This is a genomic window from Sphingobacterium sp. HSC-15S19 (genome assembly GCF_050433745.1).
GTDB classification, from domain to species: domain Bacteria; phylum Bacteroidota; class Bacteroidia; order Sphingobacteriales; family Sphingobacteriaceae; genus Sphingobacterium; species Sphingobacterium siyangense.
In genome coordinates this window covers 1-19,156 of record NZ_JBNPWQ010000026.1, presented here as the reverse complement: position 1 = coordinate 19,156, position 19,156 = coordinate 1, and the positions used below count along the sequence as shown (strand labels likewise).

Sequence of the window (19,156 nt, the reverse complement as noted above, 5' to 3'; positions counted from 1 at the left end):
AATGATTTTGTAATTTTTACAACTTCCTGATAGTGAATTGGAAATAAATAACATTCCTTATTTAGGTATTCACCATTAAAGTATATCTTTGCAAAAATAATAAAAAATGCAGAGCTATCAGGAATTTCTTGACTTAAGTGTTGGTTTTCCGCAAGACGGATTCGAAATCATCGACGACGAATTGTATTTCCACGATTTGAATTTAATGGAAATGATAGAAACGTACGGTACGCCGTTACGTTTTACCTATTTGCCTATCGTCAGCAAAAAAATTCAGCAAGCGAAAATCCTCTTTCAGACCGCAATTCTGAAACACAACTATCGCGGATCTTACAAATATTGTTATTGTACCAAATCATCCCATTTCAAGCACATCGTAGAGGAAGCTTTGAAAAATGATATCCACCTGGAAACTTCATCTGCATTTGACATGCCGATGATCGATTCATTGGAAAGACAGGGCACAGTAACGAAAGACATTACAGTGATCTGTAATGGATTCAAAACCTACCAGTACAAACAATATATTGTCGATATGATCCACGACGGATATAAAAACATTATACCGGTACTGGATAACAAAGAGGAGTTTAACCTTTATGATGATGAAATCGAATTGGATGAGCCTTGTGCTTTAGGTATCCGTGTTGCTTCCGAGGAGCAGCCAGATTCTCAATTCTATACATCTCGCCTAGGGATTCGCCAAGAAGACGTCGTTGAATTCTATAACAACAAGATCGCCGACAATCCAAACTTTAAAGTAAAGTTACTTCACTTTTTCATTAATTCGGGTATCTCGGACACCCCGTATTACTGGAACGAATTAGAGAAATACGTTACTTTATATTGTAAATTCAAGAAAGTAAATCCGGATTTAGATACCCTAGATATCGGTGGTGGAATGCCATTTAAGGATTCACTGGTACACGACTTTGATTACGAGTATATGGTCAATGAGATTGTCAATCGTATCAAACAAATCTGTGCGCACCATGAGGTAATGGAACCAGATATTATTACTGAATTTGGCAAATATACTGTTGCTGAAGCATCAGGTATTCTCTATAAAGTCTTGGGACGCAAGCAACAAAACGATCGCGAACGTTGGTTTATGATTGACGGTTCATTCATTACAAATCTACCGGATGTATGGGCATTGAACCAAAAATATATTCTATTGCCGATCAATAACTGGGATTCAGAATATGAACGCGTCAATTTAGGTGGAATCACATGCGATGGACAGGATTACTACAATCAGGAGGCGCACATGAACTCGGTATTTATGCCGAAGACCCGTAAGGTGCAATACTTGGGCTTCTTTCATACAGGAGCATATCAAGATGTATTAAGCGGATATGGTGGAATCCACCACTGCTTACTTCCTTCACCCAAACATGTGCTTGTACGCCGCAATAGAGATGAAACATTCAACTACGAGGTGTTTGGTGAGGAGCAAAACTCCAAACAAGTCATGAAATTATTAGGCTATCAATAAGATATTCTACAGGAGCAAGACCTCTTTTTAATTGCGGAATAAAATATCCTTGTAGAAAAAGAATGGTTTTAAGCCCATATAAAAAGGTCTCGATCGTAAGAACGAGACCTTTTTATTTTCAGTCGATCCTATAACTGACTAGCTGGATTAAATCAAATTCGAACACCAAAGTCATAGACACAACCCGATATCCGTCACTGGAAACAACGAAGGTAAGCCTTGAATTAAATTTAAAAATAACACGGACTTTATCCGTACCTAATAGGGACTTCATAGGGACCTCATTCGGATGAATGCGTATAAAACACCTGTTAATTCCGATTAAGCTTATGCGGAAATTCGGATAATTTAGTATGCTGATCACCAATCTTTCCCGACTTGCTGTACAAAGAAATGCTAAGTTTTACGGGATTAAACCCTTATCCGATCTTCCAATTTATTACATCAAAACAAAAGCCACTTAAAAGGGGCTTTTGTTTTATTTACGCACTATTGTTAATTTAGTGCAGAATAGCAATATGATAGTCGGTAATTTTTATTTTGCGACCCAAGCTTTAAAGAAATTAAGCACTTTTTCTTCATCATAGCCTTTCCCTTTTTCCAGGCTGCCACTTTCCTGTACATGCAATGTTTTTCCATTTCTATCCAAAACAATAAAAAATGGATAACCTAGTTTATTCCCTTCAGGAGCATACTTTTGAAACACAGCCTCATTTTTATTCTCTTTTGAATAATTGAGGTGATAATAGAGGAAATGACTCTTTAACAACTTGTCGACACTCGCCGTATTATGGATATAATCATTAAACCTTAAACACCAGACACACCAATTCCCACCAGCCTGGATGATGATATTTTTCTTTTCTTTCTTTGCCTGAACCAATAGTTGATCAATATCATTCTGCGCATTAGCGTCTGGATTGTAAGGCTTTGAAACATCCTGAGCTGTAGCAAGCTGCTGTGAGAACGCTTTGGACTGTACGAGTACCGTCCCAAAAAACACGATAGCTCCACACAGTAATAATCTTATATTTCTCATCATAAATAAATTAAATAGTGATCTAAAATTACAAAATCATTTTCCCAAACCAAAACATAAGCAGCATATTATGGTTAAACATTATATAGCTATTGACCATGAAAAAAAACACCCAAGATCACAACAGACCTTATTTCAGCGGGGTTTATAAAAACGCGATTAAGTCGTACACACATCAGCTTAAGCGATCAGAATGTAGTCATTATTAAAGACAACTCCATTGTGGAGAAGTAAAAAAACAACCTGTTGATACGCCATATCCTGTCACTGGTAAAAACTAGGAAGGCTTCCTTTTGCTAAAATAAAAACAAAACAAAACAAAAACAAACACCTTACCTTAACATAAATATTATTTAATTTCCTTTAAAATTCAACAAATATAGCATAACTTAGTATAAAGGAAGTAGTAAAACAAGTACAGAAGATTCACTACAAAAATCCAAAACGAAACAAAATGAAACACCAAGAATTCAAAAGGTCAAAACTGATAGAAAAAATAAGAGATACGAGCGCATGGGATGTTATCGTCATAGGTGGCGGCGCCAGCGGATTGGGTGTTGCATTAGATGCCTTAAGCCGAGGGTTCAAAACAATCTTGTTGGAGCAGGTTGATTTTGCAAAAGGGACTTCGAGCAAGGCAACAAAGCTTGTTCACGGCGGTGTACGTTACTTGGCTCAGGGCGACATCTCCCTGGTTAAAGAAGCGCTTCACGAAAGAGGTTTACTTCAAAAAAACGCTCCCCATCTTGTCAAAAATCAATCCTTTATCATCCCCAATTACAGTTGGTTCGATGGCCCATTCTATACCATAGGAATGAAAATATATGACCTGCTGGCAGGTAAATTAAGTTTGGGAAAATCCATTCATATCAACAAAGAAGAAACCCTTAACCGCATAAGCACCGTTAGACCTAAAGGGCTATATGGCGGCGTGGTTTATCAAGACGGACAATTTGACGATTCAAGACTTGCGCTCAACGTTGCGCAAACCTGTATTCAAATGGGCGGCGTCGCGCTGAATTACGTAAGAGTCAATAACCTCACCAAAGATAGCGATGGGCGAATAAATGGTGTCATCGCTAATGACACCGAAACGGGTGAAGTTTTCACCATACAAGGCAAGGCTGTTATCAATGCTACAGGAATATTTGTCGATGACATCCTAAAAATGGACAGACCGGAAGCAAAACAAATGGTACGTCCCAGCCAAGGGGTTCACCTGGTATTTGATAAATCCTTTCTTCCTGGCGACGATGCCATTATGATTCCAAAAACGGATGATGGACGGGTCCTTTTCCTGGTACCCTGGCACAATCGAGTCATTGCGGGAACAACGGACACCCCTATAGACGAGCATAGCCTTGAGCCGGTAGCTTTGGAGCAGGAGATTGATTTTATTCTGAAAACTGCGGGACGCTACCTGACAAAACAACCAACAAGAGCGGATGCATTGGCCGTATTCGCCGGCCTACGTCCGCTGGCAGCCCCTACAGGCAACTCCAACAAAACCAAAGAGATCTCACGAAGCCACAAGGTTATCGTCAGCGACTCCAAATTACTTACTTTAACGGGTGGAAAGTGGACAACATTCCGTCGAATGGGCCAAGATACCATCGACAAAGCGATAAAAATTGGTTGTTTGCCACAAAAAGAAAGCCGGTCTGCCAGTCAAAAGATTTATAGCGCCATTCCGACATCAGACAGAAGCAATCATATGTATATTTATGGCGCCGACCAAGAAGCGATCAACGCATTGACGCAGGAAAATCCGGAATGGAACGAAAAATTAATAGCACATCTTGAATTCAAAAAGGCTGAAGTTGTTTGGGCAGCACGCAATGAACTTGCCAGAACTGTGGAAGATGTCCTATCGCGTCGGGTAAGAATGCTATTTCTTGATGCGAAAGCTGCAATTGAAGCCGCTCCTGAAGTCGCAAAAATACTCGCACAGGAGCTGGAAAAAGATCAAGATTGGCAAAATGATCAAATAGCGCATTTTCAAAAAGTTGCAAAAAATTATATCTTAAAGTAATACAAAAAATAACCAGCAATACTCAATTACTCAATTATGGAACAACAATACATCTTGGCGATGGATCAAGGCACCACCAGCTCCAGAGCTATAATTTTTGATAAGGACAGAAATATAGTCTCCATTGCCCAGAAGGAATTTACACAAATATTCCCACAACCGGGATGGGTCGAACATGATCCACATGAAATCTGGTCAACGCAGGCAGGTGTCACAGCAGAAGCAACCACAAAGGCAGGATTAAACGGCAAAAATATTGCCGCCATTGGTATTACCAATCAACGCGAAACTGTGGTTGTTTGGGACAAAGAAACAGGAAAACCCATCTACAATGCCATTGTATGGCAAGATAAACGCACCGCAGATTATTGCGACGAGTTACGCAGCTCCGGAAAACATGAGCTGATCCAGGAGAAAACAGGCCTGATATTAGACCCCTATTTTTCTGCGACCAAAATAAAATGGATTCTGGATAACGTGGAGGGTGCACGGGAAAAAGCACAAAACGGGGAATTAATCTGTGGAACTATTGACACTTGGCTCGTCTGGAACCTCACGCGTGGCGATGCACACATCACAGATGTAACGAACGCTTCCCGCACCTTACTCTTTAACATCCATAGCATGGAATGGGACAAGGAGCTACTCGAATTATTTGACATCCCCGCTGCCATGCTGCCCGAAGTAAAAGAAAGCAGTGAAATATATGGGGAATCCCGGACAACCATTTTTGCACACAAAGTCAAGATTGCAGGAATTGCCGGCGATCAGCAGGCAGCACTTTTCGGACAGCAATGTATTGAAAAAGGGATGGTCAAAAACACGTACGGCACTGGATGTTTTATGTTAATGAACATCGGTGATAAACCAATCCGTTCAAAGAATAACCTTTTAACTACTGTCGCCTGGAAAATCAACGGGAAAACAGAATATGCCCTGGAGGGAAGCATCTTTATCGGTGGCGCACTGGTCCAATGGCTACGCGACAATCTCAACATCATCTACAAATCAGCGGACGTAGAGCAATTAGCACTTACAGAGAAGGATAACGGCGGCCTCACATTCATCCCTACCTTTGCTGGACTGGGAGCGCCGTACTGGAATGCTCGTGCACAAGGGACGCTATTTGGTCTGACGCGCGCGACCACCAATGGACATATAGCACGCGCCTCACTAGAGGCAATCTCCCTCCAGACACGTGATGTACTGCAAGCAATGGAAGCAGATAGTGGCATACCGATCAAAGAACTACGTGTAGATGGCGGTGCAACGGCAAATAACCTACTCATGCAGATTCAGGCCAATGTGCTTAACAGCAAAGTTGTACGCCCTAAAATCACAGAAACTACAGCTTTGGGGGCAGCATACCTCGCAGGACTGGCCGTGGGATTCTGGAAAAATAAGGATGAGATATCAAAGTTTTGGGCACAGGATCGTATATTTGAACCTGAAGCAGAGCAAGAAGAGCAAACAAAAAAAATCATTAAGCTCTGGACCAAGGGTGTCAAAGCATTACAGTACTGGACCGAAAACTAACCAACAAGCATGAACCATTATTTAGCAGAATTTATCGGCACAACCCTCCTCCTTCTTTTAGGCAATGGGGTTGTGGCCAACGTTATCTTGAAAGGAACAAAGGGAGAAAATGGTGGCTGGATTGTAATCACCACCGCATGGGCACTTGCAGTTTATGTCGGTGTTGTATTTGCTGGCCCCTATACCGGAGCCCACCTCAATCCTGCGGTAACCATTGCCGTCGCTCTCAATCATGGTCTTCCCTGGATGGAAGTACCTGGCTATATTCTCGCGCAAATTGCCGGTGGTTTCTGTGGCGCCATGTTAACCTACATCATGCACAAAGACCATTTCGATGCAACAGCAGACCCAACCACCAAACTTGGTGTTTTCGCTACGATACCCAACATCCGAAATACGTCAACAAATCTGGCAAGTGAAATCATTGGAACCTTTGTTTTGATTTTTGTTATTTTCTTCATAACAGGACAAGATGTGACCATCGACGGAAAAACAGCTCCTATTGGCATGGGCTCTCTTGGTGCTATACCCGTTGCATTTCTCGTATGGGCCATCGGCCTCTCGCTAGGTGGAACTACGGGATATGCCATCAATCCTGCCCGGGATTTGGGGCCGCGCTTATTTCATGCCCTTTGGCCAATCAAAGGAAAAGGAAGCTCCGACTGGTCTTATGCCTGGATTCCAATCCTAGGACCTGTCTTGGGCGCTATTTTAGCCTTTGCACTTTATACCTGTATAAAACCGGCCTAATCAAGGTCGCTGTACCTACAAAATAAAGGGGGATTCAATAATTGAATTCCCCTTTATTTTGTTATCCACGTTTGGGTTTTCTATGACCGTATTCACGATCCCGATCAAACGTATTCATATGACGTTCCTTTTTCACAGGATACACGTCATCAATTACAATCAGTATACCTTTTTCTTCTACCGTACCAAACTCGTCATTACGCGCAGTGCCAAATGATTTCATCGTAGGCGATAGGTTCATATATGTATTTATCAACGGTGGAATATTCTCGCCCAATGCTCTCACATGACTATTTAACACCTTATATCCTTCTTTATAATCCAGTCCATCAAACACGCCTACAAAACGTTCGTAATCATTTTTGATTTCCAATTCCGGAAGAGGAAGCACCAATTTATCATGATCAGGAAAATAGTAATCCATAAAATAAAGCAACATATCCCGTGCATCTTTATTGTAATGTGGATACATGGTCACTTTACCAAAGAGGTATTTAATTTCAGGGTTAAGCATCACCAAAGCCCCTAAACCGTCCCAAAGATTGTCCAAAGAAAAAATTCCTTTTCTATTGTCGATGGCTGGTTGGTATTTAGGCTGTACAAACGATCTTCCTAATTCTATGGTGTAAGGTAGATATTCGTTCGTGAACAATTCGGAAAACTGAAAATAATGTGCTGTTGATAAATTGGGTATACCATTTACTTCACCAGCCTCAGCACATTTGATTACCCTATAACCGGCAACCACTTCTTCATCTTCGGGATTCCATGCGATCAACTGATCGTAACAATCTTCGCATGTATCATTTTCATCGATATCAATTGAAAGTCCTGTACCTCCCCCTGCTCCACGAAAAGTCAACTCTCGCAAACGCCCAATTTCACGCATGACATTTGGCGAATTATGATAGTTGATTAAATATATCTCGTTATTTCCATTGTTGGTATATCGTAAGAAGACGTCTTTATTCAATTCGGTCTTCAATAATTCTCTATCAACTGGAGGTATAATTTCTTGCATAAATTCTATTTTTCTTGAGCCAATCCATAAACCCTTCTTTTCACTTCCTCAGCCCAAGTTTTTTCGTTTTTTGATTGATCAAACGCTGTATAAGGGATTCTTTCTCCTACTATAATATTGACGGTATGTCCGCGTTGGGCAAACATTTCATCAGGTAAATATAACATTTCAATGTTTACCTTGAGACCCAATTTCTGTCTAAGCCTTGCAAAATTATAAAAAAACTTAGAGTTTTTACCGTCAATCAACACCGGAATGACATCTTTTTTATATTTTTTTGATTTGCTAATAAAACTTTTTTTCCATTCGAGGTCTTCTATACGACCATCGTTTTGTTTTCTGGAAACCAAACCTGCAGGAAATACCAGTAGCGCATCGTCCGCTCCATAGGCCTCCTCAATCGCAGAGATCGCCTGTTTCCCTTGCCCCCCTAACTTATTGACACCGACAAACAAAGGTCTCAAATTACCTATATTTAAAAGAATATCATTAACCAAGAACTTCACATCGCGCCTATATTTACCTATAGCGTGCATAAATGCAATACCATCCAATCCGCCCAAAGGGTGATTGGACGCAAAAATAACCGGATCCGATACGGGGATATTTTCTGCCCCATACAAATTGACCTTGACATCCAGATCGTTGATCAATGCATCAACAAAATCCAAGCCTTGAAGATCTGCAAAGCGCGTCATAATATCATTTATCTCGTCCTCATGAATTGTCCTTTTTAAATAATTAAGTAAAAAAGACGGAATCCATTTAGCAAGCCCCGCATTTTTTTTGTGAATAACTTCACGTATATCAATAAACTTTTTACTCTCGCTTGTGATCATCAATCTTACTGTTCCAATTAAAAATACTTCTCCTCCATTTAGGCCCCGTTTTATGCCTATTCCAATTCGTTGACAAAAATAATAACAGAATGGTAATAAAAGTACAATTTTAAACTTTAAAATTGTACTTATTTGCAATTATGTAATCTTTCGCTGTTCTTCGTATTTTAGGTATTACAAGCAATCAATGAATTAAGCATAAATCTGATCTGTAAAATTTCTTTTCACCTACTTTTTTTATTAAGTTTGAGTATGCTAATAAGTCAATTTCTTTCAAATGCTGATTTCAGTATTCAAAATGCTGATTCAATACAACAAGCGCTAGAGAAGCTGCAAGATATGCTTTGTAAAGAATTAGTCGTTTTAAATGGTGACGACTATATTGGCCTGGTTAATGAAACCATCTTATTGGATGCGGAAGATGAAGACGCTCCCCTTTCATCCATAAAAATAAATACAGCCCCCATACAGCTGAAGTTTAATCAACACCCCTACGATGCCTTGGTGATGATAACTGTATATAATAGTACAATCATTCCTGTTTTAGATCAAGACAACAAATATATTGGTGTGTCAACGCAATTAGATATATTAAAGGCAATAAGTTCAATTCAATCGCAAAATGAATCTGGGGCTATTATTGTGTTGGCAATTGGCTTACATGATTTTTCACTTTCACAGATTGCGCACCTTGTTGAAAGTGACAATTGCAGAATACTTAATTGTGCGACCAAAATAAATTTGGAAAGTGACCATATTGAAGTTACCCTTAAAGTCGACAAGTCAAACATTAATGCATTACTGAATTCATTCCTAAGACACAACTATTTAGTTCTTGAAACCCATAATACCATAGCTGCATTTGACGACACTGCCGACCGTTATCAGCAGCTTATGAATTATATTAACATTTGATTAGGATTAGTTTTTTCTCATCTTTGCCCCATAAATTGAAAACAATATGAGAATCGCAATATATGGAAGAGAGTTTCAGCCCTCTGTTATACCACATGTGAAACACTTATTTGAATATCTTGTCGATAAAAATATTGAGATCTGGGTCTATGATCCATTTCATGAATTTCTGCTGTCACAATTTGAATGTGCCTTTAATTTCTCAACATACAATACCTATCAAGAAATCAAAGACGATATTGACATTATGTTGAGTCTGGGCGGAGATGGAACCATGTTATCTGCTGTTTCCTTGATTAAAGACTCCGGAATTCCAATTGCAGGGATAAACTTTGGACGCCTCGGTTTTTTAGCTTCCATCAATAAAAATGATTTTGAAGATGCTATCGACGCTATACTGAACCAACGTTTTACGATACAGAAGCGCGTGTTGCTCTCTGTTGAATCTGAACAGGTTAATTTGTTCCAAGGCAATCACTATGCGCTCAATGATATTACCGTATTTCGTTATGACAGCTCGGCCATGATTACGGTCAATGCACGCATCAATGGCGAACTACTGAATTCATACTGGGCAGATGGACTAATTATCGCTACACCTACCGGATCCACAGCCTATTCATTGAGTTGCGGCGGACCTATTATTATGCCAGAAAGCGGCAATTTTGTCATTACCCCCATCTCTCCGCACAACCTCAATGTGAGACCCATTGTCATCTCAAATCAGTTTACCCTTGAATTGGAAATAGAGAGTCGAAGCAATCAATACATCCTTAGCTGTGATTCCAAAAACGAATCCATTGATACATCTGTAAAATTAACCATTAAACAGGCTCCATTTACTATTAATCTCATTAGGCTCCCGCATGAAAGCTTTTTCAGCACGCTGCGGGAAAAATTACTTTGGGGTATCGATGTCAGAAACTATTAGGATATTAATAGCTTCGCACAGCCTCGCTTTGCACGCAGGAAAAGAGATAATCTGCTAGATGAAGATGTTTCAAACAATCTTTCTACATATTGTACTTCTGAATTTCCAATTAAAAATCGATATTTGGAAGAAATAAAGGAAGACGGAATAAGAATATCCATAATAGAAATCCAGGTGCAATAATTAATCAATGAAAAGTGCGTTAAACAAACAATAATCATTGATAGCAATACAGGAAACCAAAAATAGGTTTTAAAACGCCAAAATAGCATTTATGGCTAAGGTGTTAATTTTATTGAAAACAGCAAAAATGAGTTTTTTAGATCAGATAGATACTATTAAATTGCCACAGCATATAGCCATCATCATGGATGGCAATGGCCGTTGGGCAAAGCAGAAGGGGAAACTTCGTGTATTTGGGCATCAAAATGGTGTAAAAGCGGTACGAGAAGCATTAGAAGGATGTGTAAAAGCCAATATTAAATTTCTGACACTTTATGCATTTTCTGCAGAAAACTGGAATCGACCTAAACTTGAGGTGATGGCACTGATGGAACTATTGGTTACTTCCCTTAAAAAAGAAATCAAAACTTTTCAGGAGAATGGCGTCCGCTTGAATGTTATTGGTGATATCACCAAATTACCCTCAAATGCACAAAGAAAGCTGCAGGAAACCATTGAAGCAACGAAAGAAAATACACACTGTACATTGACATTGGCTTTGAGCTACAGTTCCCGACAAGAAATTGTGGACGCTGCCCGAAATCTAGCCCAACAAGTAAAAGATGGAAAACTCCATGCAGACGAAATTAACGATGAATTATTCGCTGCAAACCTCTATACACAAAATCTACCCGATCCTGACCTTCTGATACGTACCAGCGGAGAATTGAGAATAAGTAACTTCCTACTTTGGCAAATTGCCTATTCAGAATTATGCTTCCTAGATAAGATGTGGCCTGAGTTTACGAAAGAAGATTTATTTAAATCCATCGTCGATTATCAGCAACGCGAAAGAAGGTTTGGAAAAACAAGTGAACAGTTATAAAGATTTTATTAAATTTGACCACTGATTTGAAAAAAAGCAAGCTGGTTAAATTTTCTTAATTAACAAAAATTAACAAACGATTGGTGTACTTTAGCGCCAATAATTATAGATAAATGAAGCGTATACTACCCGTAATACTATTTTTTGGTCTCTCATCAATGCAGCTTGTCTACGGACAAGACAAAGGTGCTTTCAATTTAAATGACCCAGAAAAAATCAGCTATCTCAATCCTAAAAACTATGTAATTAGTGCTATTGATATAACTGGAACACAATTTTTAGATAAAAATGTATTAATTACGATCTCTAAATTGTCAGTAGGTCAATATTTGGAAGTTCCAAGTGAGGCGACTGCAAAAGTAGTGAAGGATATGATGGCTCAAGGCCTCTTTGATGATGTCGAATTATGGGCAGATAAAATTGAAGGTGAAAATATATTTTTGACCATCCGTGTAGTAGAACGTCCTCGTTTAACTCGTATTGATATCAACGGTCTAAGTAAAAGCCAGACCGAAGAAGTTCGCAAACGTTTAAATAGCAACACTGGTAAGATTGTCAACGAAAACTTGATGAACACCACACGTGGTACAATCCAACGGTTCTTAAAAGAAAAAGCTTTTTTATATCCGGAGATCACCCTAAAAACAGTGAAAGACTCGGCACAGGCTAATAATGAAATACTTATTGCCGATGTGGATAAAAAACATAAGGTAAGAGTCAAAAAAATGACTTTTACAGGGAATGAACATTTTTCTCAAAAAGAATTGAGAAAAATGGCCAAACCTATCAAGCAAAAAATGTGGTACCGTATTTTCGGTCCTGGAAAATTCAAGGAAGAAAAATACAAAGAAGGTAAAGAAAACCTAATCAAGAAAATGGCAGCCAAAGGCTATCGTGATGCGACGCTCTTGAAAGATACGGTTATTCGCGAGGGTGAAAAAAATGTGTTGGTTAATTTTGACATCTATGAAGGTCCTAAATATTATGTAGGTAATATTGTTTGGACAGGTAATGCGAAGTATTCTGACACCTTACTAAATAAAATTTTAGGTATCAAACGTGGTGATGTTTTTTCGGAAGAAAAATTAACAGCAAAATTGATGGGTCCTACAAAAAATAGTGATGACATCTCTTCAATCTATATGAACGATGGTTATCTTACGTTCTCAGTAGACCCCGAACAAACGCGTATTTACAACGATACCATCGATTTGAATTTACGTGTATATGAAGGTGCTCAATATACCATCAATAACGTTATTGTTAAAGGTAATGATGTAACCAACGACCGTGTTGTATTACGTTCTATTTATACAAAACCTGGTCAAAAATTCTCAAAAGAACAAATTATGCGCAGTGTGCGTGAGATTGCGCAGTTGGGAAATTTTGATGAGCAAAAGACAAACCCAGTACCGACAAATCTAAATTATGCGGATGGTACAGTGGACATTGTTTATAATGTTACTGAGAAACCTTCGGATCAGGTCGAACTTTCGGGTGGTTATGGTGCCGGTCAGATCATCGGTACCTTAGGTTTAACATTTAACAACTTCTCTACCAGCAATTTCTTTGACAAAAGTTCCTGGAAACCGCTACCACGTGGAGATGGACAGAAGTTGAGTGTCCGTGGTCAAACTTCGGGTAAACGTTATCAATCGTATAGTTTCTCTTTCTCCGAGCCTTGGTTAGGTGGTAAAAAACCAATTTATTTTGGTTTGAGCGCCTATACTTCGAGTTCATCATATGGTGGGTTTAACTACTATACTGGCGAGCAAATTGTTAAGGATTCCGAGTTGAACCGTATTTGGATGACTGGTATTACCGCAACATTAGGTAAACGCTTACAATGGCCAGACAACTGGTTCCAGGCAAATACTTCCTTGTCATTCCAACGTTATAAGCTTCAGAATTATGGAAATTACTTCCTATTTGATAATGGTACAGCCTATAACATCAACTTGACGCAAGAGTTTAGCCGTAATTCGATCGATGCTCCTATCTATCCTACTTCGGGTTCAAACATCAAATTCTCGGTGCAATTGACGCCTCCATATTCATTGTTCAACAACATTGATTATAAAAATGGTTCGGCTCAGGAACGCTACCGTTGGACAGAGTACCACAAATGGAAATTTGACTCGCAGTGGTATGCAAAAATTGCGGGAAAACTTGTTTTCAAAGCACAAGCTCAATTTGGTTTCTTGGGTAAATACTCCAGCAAAACTGAAATATCAACTTTCGAGCGTTTCAAAGTCGGTGGGGATGGTATGCAAGGGTTTGATTACCTACAAGGATCTGAAATTGTTGCGTTACGTGGTTATGCAAATGGTGTAATCATTCCTGAAGGAACACAAAATGTGAATGTGGCACGAAATTCAGGTAGTCCAATCTATACGAAATATCAAATGGAATTACGTCACCCGGTGATGTTAAATGATCAGGCAACAGTTTACGTATTGGCTTTCGCTGAAGCGGCAAATACCTGGAACAAGTTCACTGAATACAATCCATTTAAAGTACGTCGTTCTGCAGGTGTTGGTGCCCGTATCTTCTTACCGATCTTCGGTATGCTAGGAATAGATTACGGCCATGCATTCGACCCTATCCCGGGTTTACCGAGCAGTACATGGAAACAAAACTTTACATTTAGTATTATGCAAAATATGGGTGGATTCTAATCTTTGTTGATCCAATCCTGTCGAAATAAAATAAAAAGCTATCGCAAGAAATTGTAGATAGCTTTTTTGTTTTAAGATTATTTTCCAGTAAATCATGTATTTTTCTTTCATTTCCACCCGATCGGATTAAATGCCAAATCACCCTATATATCTTATAAATTTTCTTATATTGAGTGTCGTTATGATCACCGAAAAAAAGAAGCCATAAACAGCACCCAGGCAACTAGCATTGGAGCATTCTTCAACAAGTTAAATAGTGTTAAACCCGAGAAATATCTGTTAGATTGCTTCTTTTTTCTTATTTTTGAGCCGTAAATTTACGTAGAGCGGTTTTCTCGAATTAAACTTTTGGGATTATCCGAAGTCATAAGGTAAATTAGTGTTAAATAATAAAAGTATAGTCTATAAAAACTTACAGGAAATATGAAAAAAATATTGTTAGTTATAGCTTTTGTAGTCGTGAGTGCTACAGCAACATTTGCCCAACAACTTGCATATGCTGATTCAGAATATATCCTAAAACATATTCCTGAATATACGACTGCACAGAAACAGTTAGATGACCTTTCTAAGCAATGGCAGGAAGAAGTGGATCAGAAATATGCTGAGATTGAAAAACTATATCAGGCTTATCAAAAGGACCAGGTCTTATTAAATGAAGATATGCGTCGTCGCCGTGAGGATGAAATCGTGACAAGAGAAAAAGAAGTAAAAGACTATCAAAAACAAAAGTTTGGATTTGAAGGCGACCTCTTTAAAAGACGTACTCAATTGATGAAACCTATTCAAGACCGTGTAGCAAAAGCTATCCAAGATGTTGCTTCGGCGCAGGGAATTGATTTTATTATGGACAAGGGCAATGAGTCTACTTTTCTCTATGCCAATCCAAAATTGAATAAAAGTAATGATGTCATTACAAAATTAGGATATAAACCCAATCCGAGTCTTGCAAACTAAGCGGGAGTTTATTATCATTGTGGACACAAATAGTAATAGTAGTAATTAATTAGAAAACTAAAAGATTGCCATAAAGATGGCTCATTAGATTAAAATGAAAAGCATGAAAAATTTATTAAAGGGTGCGGTTGCTTTAGTGGCAGTATTTTTCTCAACTCAATTCGCAAATGCGCAGCAAAAAATTGGTCATATCAATTTTGCTGAAATTATTCAGTCTACATCTGAATTTAAAGCAGCTGAAGGGCAGTTGAAAACATTGAGCGATGGTAAAACCAAAGAAATTCAAGATATGGTTACCATCTATCAAACAAAACAAAAAGATGCAAACGATAAATTGCGTAACAGAAGTGAAGCAAATAAAGAAACTGTTGATCCAGAAATCAACAAAATAGGTCAAGAATTACAAGATATCCAAGCGCGTATTCAGACAGCACAACAAGCTGCTCAAGAAGACTTAAACAAAAAAGAAGAAGAATTAATTGCACCTATACACAGAAAAGTTGGTGAAGCTGTAAATGCTGTTTCTAAAGAAAAAGGCATGGCTTATGTATTTGATATTTCTAGTACAAATATTCCTTATTTCCAAGGTGGAGAAGACTTAACTGCTGCAGTAAAAACGAAATTAGGTATTTCAGCTACAGCTACTCCTGCTGCTCCAGCAAGAAAATAAGCTAGTAGACAAGGCAATAAAAAAGGGATTATCGATATCGATAATCCCTTTTTTATTGCCTATCTATTTTCCCAATGGCAAGTGAATCGCAATCAGCGTACAGCGCCGACAGCACCAAATACGCTCCAGTTCTACAGCCAAAAGAATAAGGGAAACTCAAAAGCTTATCGAATCAGTCAAATTATAGTGTAAATAAAAATCTGCTGCTTGATTTTCTTGCATTTACCAGCTAAATTGTAGATATTGGTTCGGAAAACAAACATATCTACCCTAATGAAAACTTCATGGTCCCAAATTTGTTCATTAACTGACGAATATAAGGTACCCAGGAAAGCTTCGTCGTTAAAATGATTTTATTCGCATGAAAAAGAAAGTAATTGAGGATAATCCTAAAAAAGAAAGAAAGGTAACTTCCGGTCCTATTCGCGACAAGGAACGCACCAAGGCGCGAATGATCGCTGCTGTCGGAAAGGTAATTCAGAAAAAAGGATACCATGCATTGAATGGGCCTAATATTGCTTTGGAATGTGGACTGAACAAAGCATTAATATGGAATTATTTTGGCGGTCTCGATCAACTGGTGGAAGCTTACCTAACACAAAAAGATTTCTGGCAAATCGGAGACAAGGGCGTATTGGAACAAATGATCACAAACCCGGGCTCCATCAGTATCTCCTTGATAGAAGAATTGCTTAAATCTCAATTTAACACCTTTTTGAAGGATAAGACGAAGCAAAAAGTTATTCATTGGGGACTGGGCGAAAAAACAAAAGCGCTTAAAAATATAGCCGACAGAAGAGAATTGCTCGGCGAAGAACTATTTAAACATGTCGATTCAAAATTCGAAAACTCCGAAAACGACCTTAGAGCGACATTAGCGATTTTAGTCAGTTCAATTTATTATTTGAGCCTTCAGGCAAAATCTACAGGTAGTACATTTTGCGGTATTGATGTAAATACCGAAGCAGGAAAAGAACGAATTCAGAAAACGATGCGTAAAATATTAGAACAGACATTTTCTGATGTTGAGCTGTAGTCTACTCAGATACAACTAGAGAAAACGTCCAAGAAGAAATAATTCCTTCTTGGACGTTTTTCATTACAGCCTAAATTCACCATTAAAAATTTCCAATAATTTATCGTGTTAGGTCCTCATTTTTGATTTATTTTTACTATGTTAGCATAACAAAATAATATAGTATATTTGTTTATAACCAAGATACAAGCATATGATAGGTCAACTAATATTTGCGGTTTGTTTCGCTGTAGCATTGTTTCTTTTTAGCAAAAATGCACAACAGATTTATCGTAATATCAAGCTAGGCAGACCGGCAGATCGTTCGGACAGATCCGCGGAGCGTTGGAAAATGATGTTCCTCGTCGCCTTTGGTCAAAAGAAAATGTTTAAGCGTATTTTCCCCGCAGTCCTACATTTATTTGTATACCTTGGATTTGTCATCATCAATATTGAGATGTTGGAGATTGTCATCGACGGGCTTTTTGGTACACATCGTATCTTTTCATTTCTAGGGAGTTTTTATAATTTCCTGATTGGGGCATTTGAATGGCTCGCGCTGGGTGTACTGGTATCCTGTCTCATCTTTTTATTTCGGAGAAATATTGCTAAAGTAGCTCGCTTAAATAGCGCGGAATTGAAACATTGGCCCAAGACGGATGCAAATATTATTTTAATCACAGAGATTCTTTTAATGTCGGCTTTCCTGCTGATGAACGCTTCTGATCTTAAATTGCAACTCTATGGCTTTGCACATTTTAAATCGGCAGGTTCCTTTCCAGTAAGCCATTATCTTCTTCCATACCTTCCTACTTCGACGGAGGCCTTATTTTTAATAGAGCGGTCTTGTTGGTGGTTTCATATCCTAGGTGTACTTGCCTTCTTAAACTACCTCCCCTATTCCAAGCACCTTCATATTATTTTGGCTTTTCCGAACACCTATTTTTCTAATCTGAACGCAAAAGGCAAACTATCCAATATGCCAGCTGTGACCAATGAGGTTAAGGCAATGCTTGATCCGAGTTTCACCCCGCCTCCAGCAGATGCAAATGCACGCTTTGGAGCCAAAGATGTCCAGGATTTAACCTGGAAGAGCTTATTGGATGCATATACCTGTACTGAATGTGGACGTTGTACATCTTCCTGCCCCGCAAATATAACGGGAAAGCTGCTGTCCCCACGAAAAATCATGATGGATACACGGGATCGACTCACTGAAGTCGGTACGAATATCAAAACAAATGGAAGCTTTCAGGATGACGGAAAATCTCTCATTGACACTTACATCAGTCGAGAAGAGTTATGGGCCTGTACAAGCTGTAATGCATGTGTAGAACAATGCCCGGTCAATATTAATCCTTTGGATATTATTATTGAGCTACGCCGCTTTGCTGTTATGGAAGAATCACAAGCTCCTGCGAGTATTAACAATATGTTTGGAAATATTGAGAACAATGGTGCCCCATGGAAATATGCGCAATTGGACCGCGCCAATTGGACTCAACAACAATAGTTTTATGATGGAAAATGAATTAAAAGTTCCCACAGTTGCAGAACTGTTGGCCAAAGGAGAAACTCCTGATATACTATTTTGGGTAGGTTGTGCAGGGAGTTTTGACGAACGTGCACAGAAAATTACGCGCGATATCTGCAGAATATTACAACATGTCGGTTTAAAATATGCCATCTTAGGTACAGAAGAAAGTTGTACAGGTGATCCTGCCAAAAGAAGTGGAAACGAATTTCTATTTCAAATGCAGGCCATGATGAACATCGAAGTACTCAATGGCTATGAAATCAAAAAAATAGTAACGGCTTGCCCACACTGTTTCAATACCTTGAAAAATGAGTATCCATCCCTAGGTGGTAACTATGAGGTCATTCATCATACACAATTGATCCAAAACCTGATCGATGAAGGAAAATTAAAACCAGCGGATAACAACGTATTCAAAGGAAAGAAGATAACCTATCATGATCCCTGTTATCTTGGCCGTGCAAATGAGGTCTATGAGGCACCGAGAAAAGTATTGGAAAGCTTGGATACCCAGTTGATCGAACTGAAACGTTGTAAGAGCAATGGACTTTGCTGCGGTGCTGGGGGCGGACAAATGTTCAAAGAACCAGAGCCCGGAGCAAAAGACATTAACATCGAACGTATCGAAGAAGTCATCGATGCAAAGCCTCAAGTTGTCGCTGCAGCATGTCCTTTCTGTATGACGATGTT

16 protein-coding genes are annotated in these 19,156 nt (G+C 38.8%); 13 read left to right on the top strand and 3 right to left on the bottom strand.

Annotated features, from left to right (window positions below; translation table 11 throughout):
• Positions 1-106: 106 nt before the first annotated feature.
• Complete coding sequence (locus tag L1283_RS19605) at positions 107-1,498, top strand: arginine decarboxylase (protein WP_046675638.1); 1,392 nt, start codon at positions 107-109, stop codon at positions 1,496-1,498.
• 535 nt (positions 1,499-2,033) lie between these two features.
• Here L1283_RS19605 and L1283_RS19600 read toward each other — a convergent pair.
• A complete protein-coding gene (locus L1283_RS19600) occupies positions 2,034-2,540 on the bottom strand; it encodes a thioredoxin family protein (protein WP_286732571.1) in 507 nt (168 codons plus the stop codon).
• 451 nt (positions 2,541-2,991) lie between these two features.
• On the opposite strand from L1283_RS19600, the gene L1283_RS19595 reads away from it, so the two are divergent.
• Genes L1283_RS19595 through L1283_RS19585 form a run of 3 tightly spaced genes read left to right on the top strand, consistent with a single transcriptional unit; the run spans position 2,992 to position 6,855 of the window.
• Positions 2,992-4,569 (top strand): glycerol-3-phosphate dehydrogenase/oxidase, encoded by a 1,578-nt coding sequence (locus L1283_RS19595; protein WP_286849642.1) that lies wholly within the window; start codon positions 2,992-2,994, stop codon positions 4,567-4,569.
• A gap of 36 nt (positions 4,570-4,605) precedes the next feature.
• The gene (glpK, locus tag L1283_RS19590) at positions 4,606-6,105 is read left to right on the top strand and encodes a glycerol kinase GlpK (RefSeq protein ID WP_286849643.1); all 1,500 of its coding nucleotides are present in this window, start codon (positions 4,606-4,608) and stop codon (positions 6,103-6,105) included.
• 9 nt (positions 6,106-6,114) lie between these two features.
• Complete coding sequence (locus L1283_RS19585; RefSeq protein WP_286732577.1) at positions 6,115-6,855, top strand: MIP/aquaporin family protein; 741 nt, start codon at positions 6,115-6,117, stop codon at positions 6,853-6,855.
• A 61-nt stretch (positions 6,856-6,916) separates the two neighbouring features.
• Here L1283_RS19585 and L1283_RS19580 read toward each other — a convergent pair whose 3' ends face one another.
• Together L1283_RS19580 and L1283_RS19575 are read right to left on the bottom strand one after the other, a co-directional pair.
• The gene (locus L1283_RS19580; RefSeq protein WP_075991769.1) at positions 6,917-7,876 is read right to left on the bottom strand and encodes a GNAT family N-acetyltransferase; all 960 of its coding nucleotides are present in this window, start codon (positions 7,874-7,876) and stop codon (positions 6,917-6,919) included.
• Between the two features lie 5 nt (positions 7,877-7,881).
• Entirely contained in the window at positions 7,882-8,715 is an 834-nt protein-coding gene (locus L1283_RS19575; protein ID WP_070569211.1) for a 1-acyl-sn-glycerol-3-phosphate acyltransferase, read from the bottom strand.
• A 252-nt stretch (positions 8,716-8,967) separates the two neighbouring features.
• On the opposite strand from L1283_RS19575, the gene L1283_RS19570 reads away from it, so the two are divergent.
• From L1283_RS19570 to L1283_RS19530, 9 genes are all read left to right on the top strand, one after another.
• Complete coding sequence (locus L1283_RS19570; protein ID WP_075991767.1) at positions 8,968-9,630, top strand: CBS domain-containing protein; 663 nt, start codon at positions 8,968-8,970, stop codon at positions 9,628-9,630.
• Positions 9,631-9,676: 46 nt separating this feature from the next.
• Positions 9,677-10,561 (top strand): NAD kinase, encoded by an 885-nt coding sequence (locus L1283_RS19565; RefSeq protein ID WP_248933307.1) that lies wholly within the window; start codon positions 9,677-9,679, stop codon positions 10,559-10,561.
• 310 nt (positions 10,562-10,871) lie between these two features.
• Complete coding sequence (locus L1283_RS19560) at positions 10,872-11,609, top strand: isoprenyl transferase (RefSeq protein WP_088163492.1); 738 nt, start codon at positions 10,872-10,874, stop codon at positions 11,607-11,609.
• A gap of 113 nt (positions 11,610-11,722) precedes the next feature.
• A complete protein-coding gene (bamA, locus tag L1283_RS19555; protein WP_286849645.1) occupies positions 11,723-14,287 on the top strand; it encodes an outer membrane protein assembly factor BamA in 2,565 nt (854 codons plus the stop codon).
• 423 nt (positions 14,288-14,710) lie between these two features.
• The gene (locus tag L1283_RS19550) at positions 14,711-15,244 is read left to right on the top strand and encodes an OmpH family outer membrane protein (RefSeq protein WP_046671928.1); all 534 of its coding nucleotides are present in this window, start codon (positions 14,711-14,713) and stop codon (positions 15,242-15,244) included.
• 103 nt (positions 15,245-15,347) lie between these two features.
• Entirely contained in the window at positions 15,348-15,914 is a 567-nt protein-coding gene (locus tag L1283_RS19545) for an OmpH family outer membrane protein (RefSeq protein WP_145329989.1), read from the top strand.
• Positions 15,915-16,275: 361 nt separating this feature from the next.
• Positions 16,276-16,950: a TetR/AcrR family transcriptional regulator gene (locus L1283_RS19540; RefSeq protein WP_070569195.1), complete on the top strand. Its 675-nt coding sequence runs from the start codon at positions 16,276-16,278 to the stop codon at positions 16,948-16,950.
• 193 nt (positions 16,951-17,143) lie between these two features.
• The gene (locus L1283_RS19535; protein WP_088160854.1) at positions 17,144-18,442 is read left to right on the top strand and encodes a 4Fe-4S dicluster domain-containing protein; all 1,299 of its coding nucleotides are present in this window, start codon (positions 17,144-17,146) and stop codon (positions 18,440-18,442) included.
• Between the two features lie 7 nt (positions 18,443-18,449).
• Positions 18,450-19,156 (top strand): (Fe-S)-binding protein (locus L1283_RS19530; RefSeq protein WP_429626386.1); only part of this gene is annotated, 707 nt, incomplete at its 3' end.

Bases quoted from the DNA above. Each gene is read 5' to 3' on its own strand.
- L1283_RS19605 (WP_046675638.1), top strand. From the start codon at position 107: ATGCAGAGCTATCAGGAATTTCTTGACTTAAGTGTTGGTTTTCCGCAA.
- L1283_RS19560 (WP_088163492.1), top strand. From the start codon at position 10,872: ATGAGTTTTTTAGATCAGATAGATACTATTAAATTGCCACAGCATATA.
- L1283_RS19585 (WP_286732577.1), top strand. From the start codon at position 6,115: ATGAACCATTATTTAGCAGAATTTATCGGCACAACCCTCCTCCTTCTT.
- L1283_RS19540 (WP_070569195.1), top strand. From the start codon at position 16,276: ATGAAAAAGAAAGTAATTGAGGATAATCCTAAAAAAGAAAGAAAGGTA.
- bamA (WP_286849645.1), top strand. From the start codon at position 11,723: ATGAAGCGTATACTACCCGTAATACTATTTTTTGGTCTCTCATCAATG.
- L1283_RS19580 (WP_075991769.1), bottom strand. From the start codon at position 7,876: ATGCAAGAAATTATACCTCCAGTTGATAGAGAATTATTGAAGACCGAA.
- L1283_RS19595 (WP_286849642.1), top strand. From the start codon at position 2,992: ATGAAACACCAAGAATTCAAAAGGTCAAAACTGATAGAAAAAATAAGA.
- L1283_RS19570 (WP_075991767.1), top strand. From the start codon at position 8,968: ATGCTAATAAGTCAATTTCTTTCAAATGCTGATTTCAGTATTCAAAAT.
- L1283_RS19550 (WP_046671928.1), top strand. From the start codon at position 14,711: ATGAAAAAAATATTGTTAGTTATAGCTTTTGTAGTCGTGAGTGCTACA.
- L1283_RS19545 (WP_145329989.1), top strand. From the start codon at position 15,348: ATGAAAAATTTATTAAAGGGTGCGGTTGCTTTAGTGGCAGTATTTTTC.
- L1283_RS19565 (WP_248933307.1), top strand. From the start codon at position 9,677: ATGAGAATCGCAATATATGGAAGAGAGTTTCAGCCCTCTGTTATACCA.
- L1283_RS19535 (WP_088160854.1), top strand. From the start codon at position 17,144: ATGATAGGTCAACTAATATTTGCGGTTTGTTTCGCTGTAGCATTGTTT.
- L1283_RS19575 (WP_070569211.1), bottom strand. From the start codon at position 8,715: ATGATCACAAGCGAGAGTAAAAAGTTTATTGATATACGTGAAGTTATT.
- glpK (WP_286849643.1), top strand. From the start codon at position 4,606: ATGGAACAACAATACATCTTGGCGATGGATCAAGGCACCACCAGCTCC.
- L1283_RS19600 (WP_286732571.1), bottom strand. From the start codon at position 2,540: ATGATGAGAAATATAAGATTATTACTGTGTGGAGCTATCGTGTTTTTT.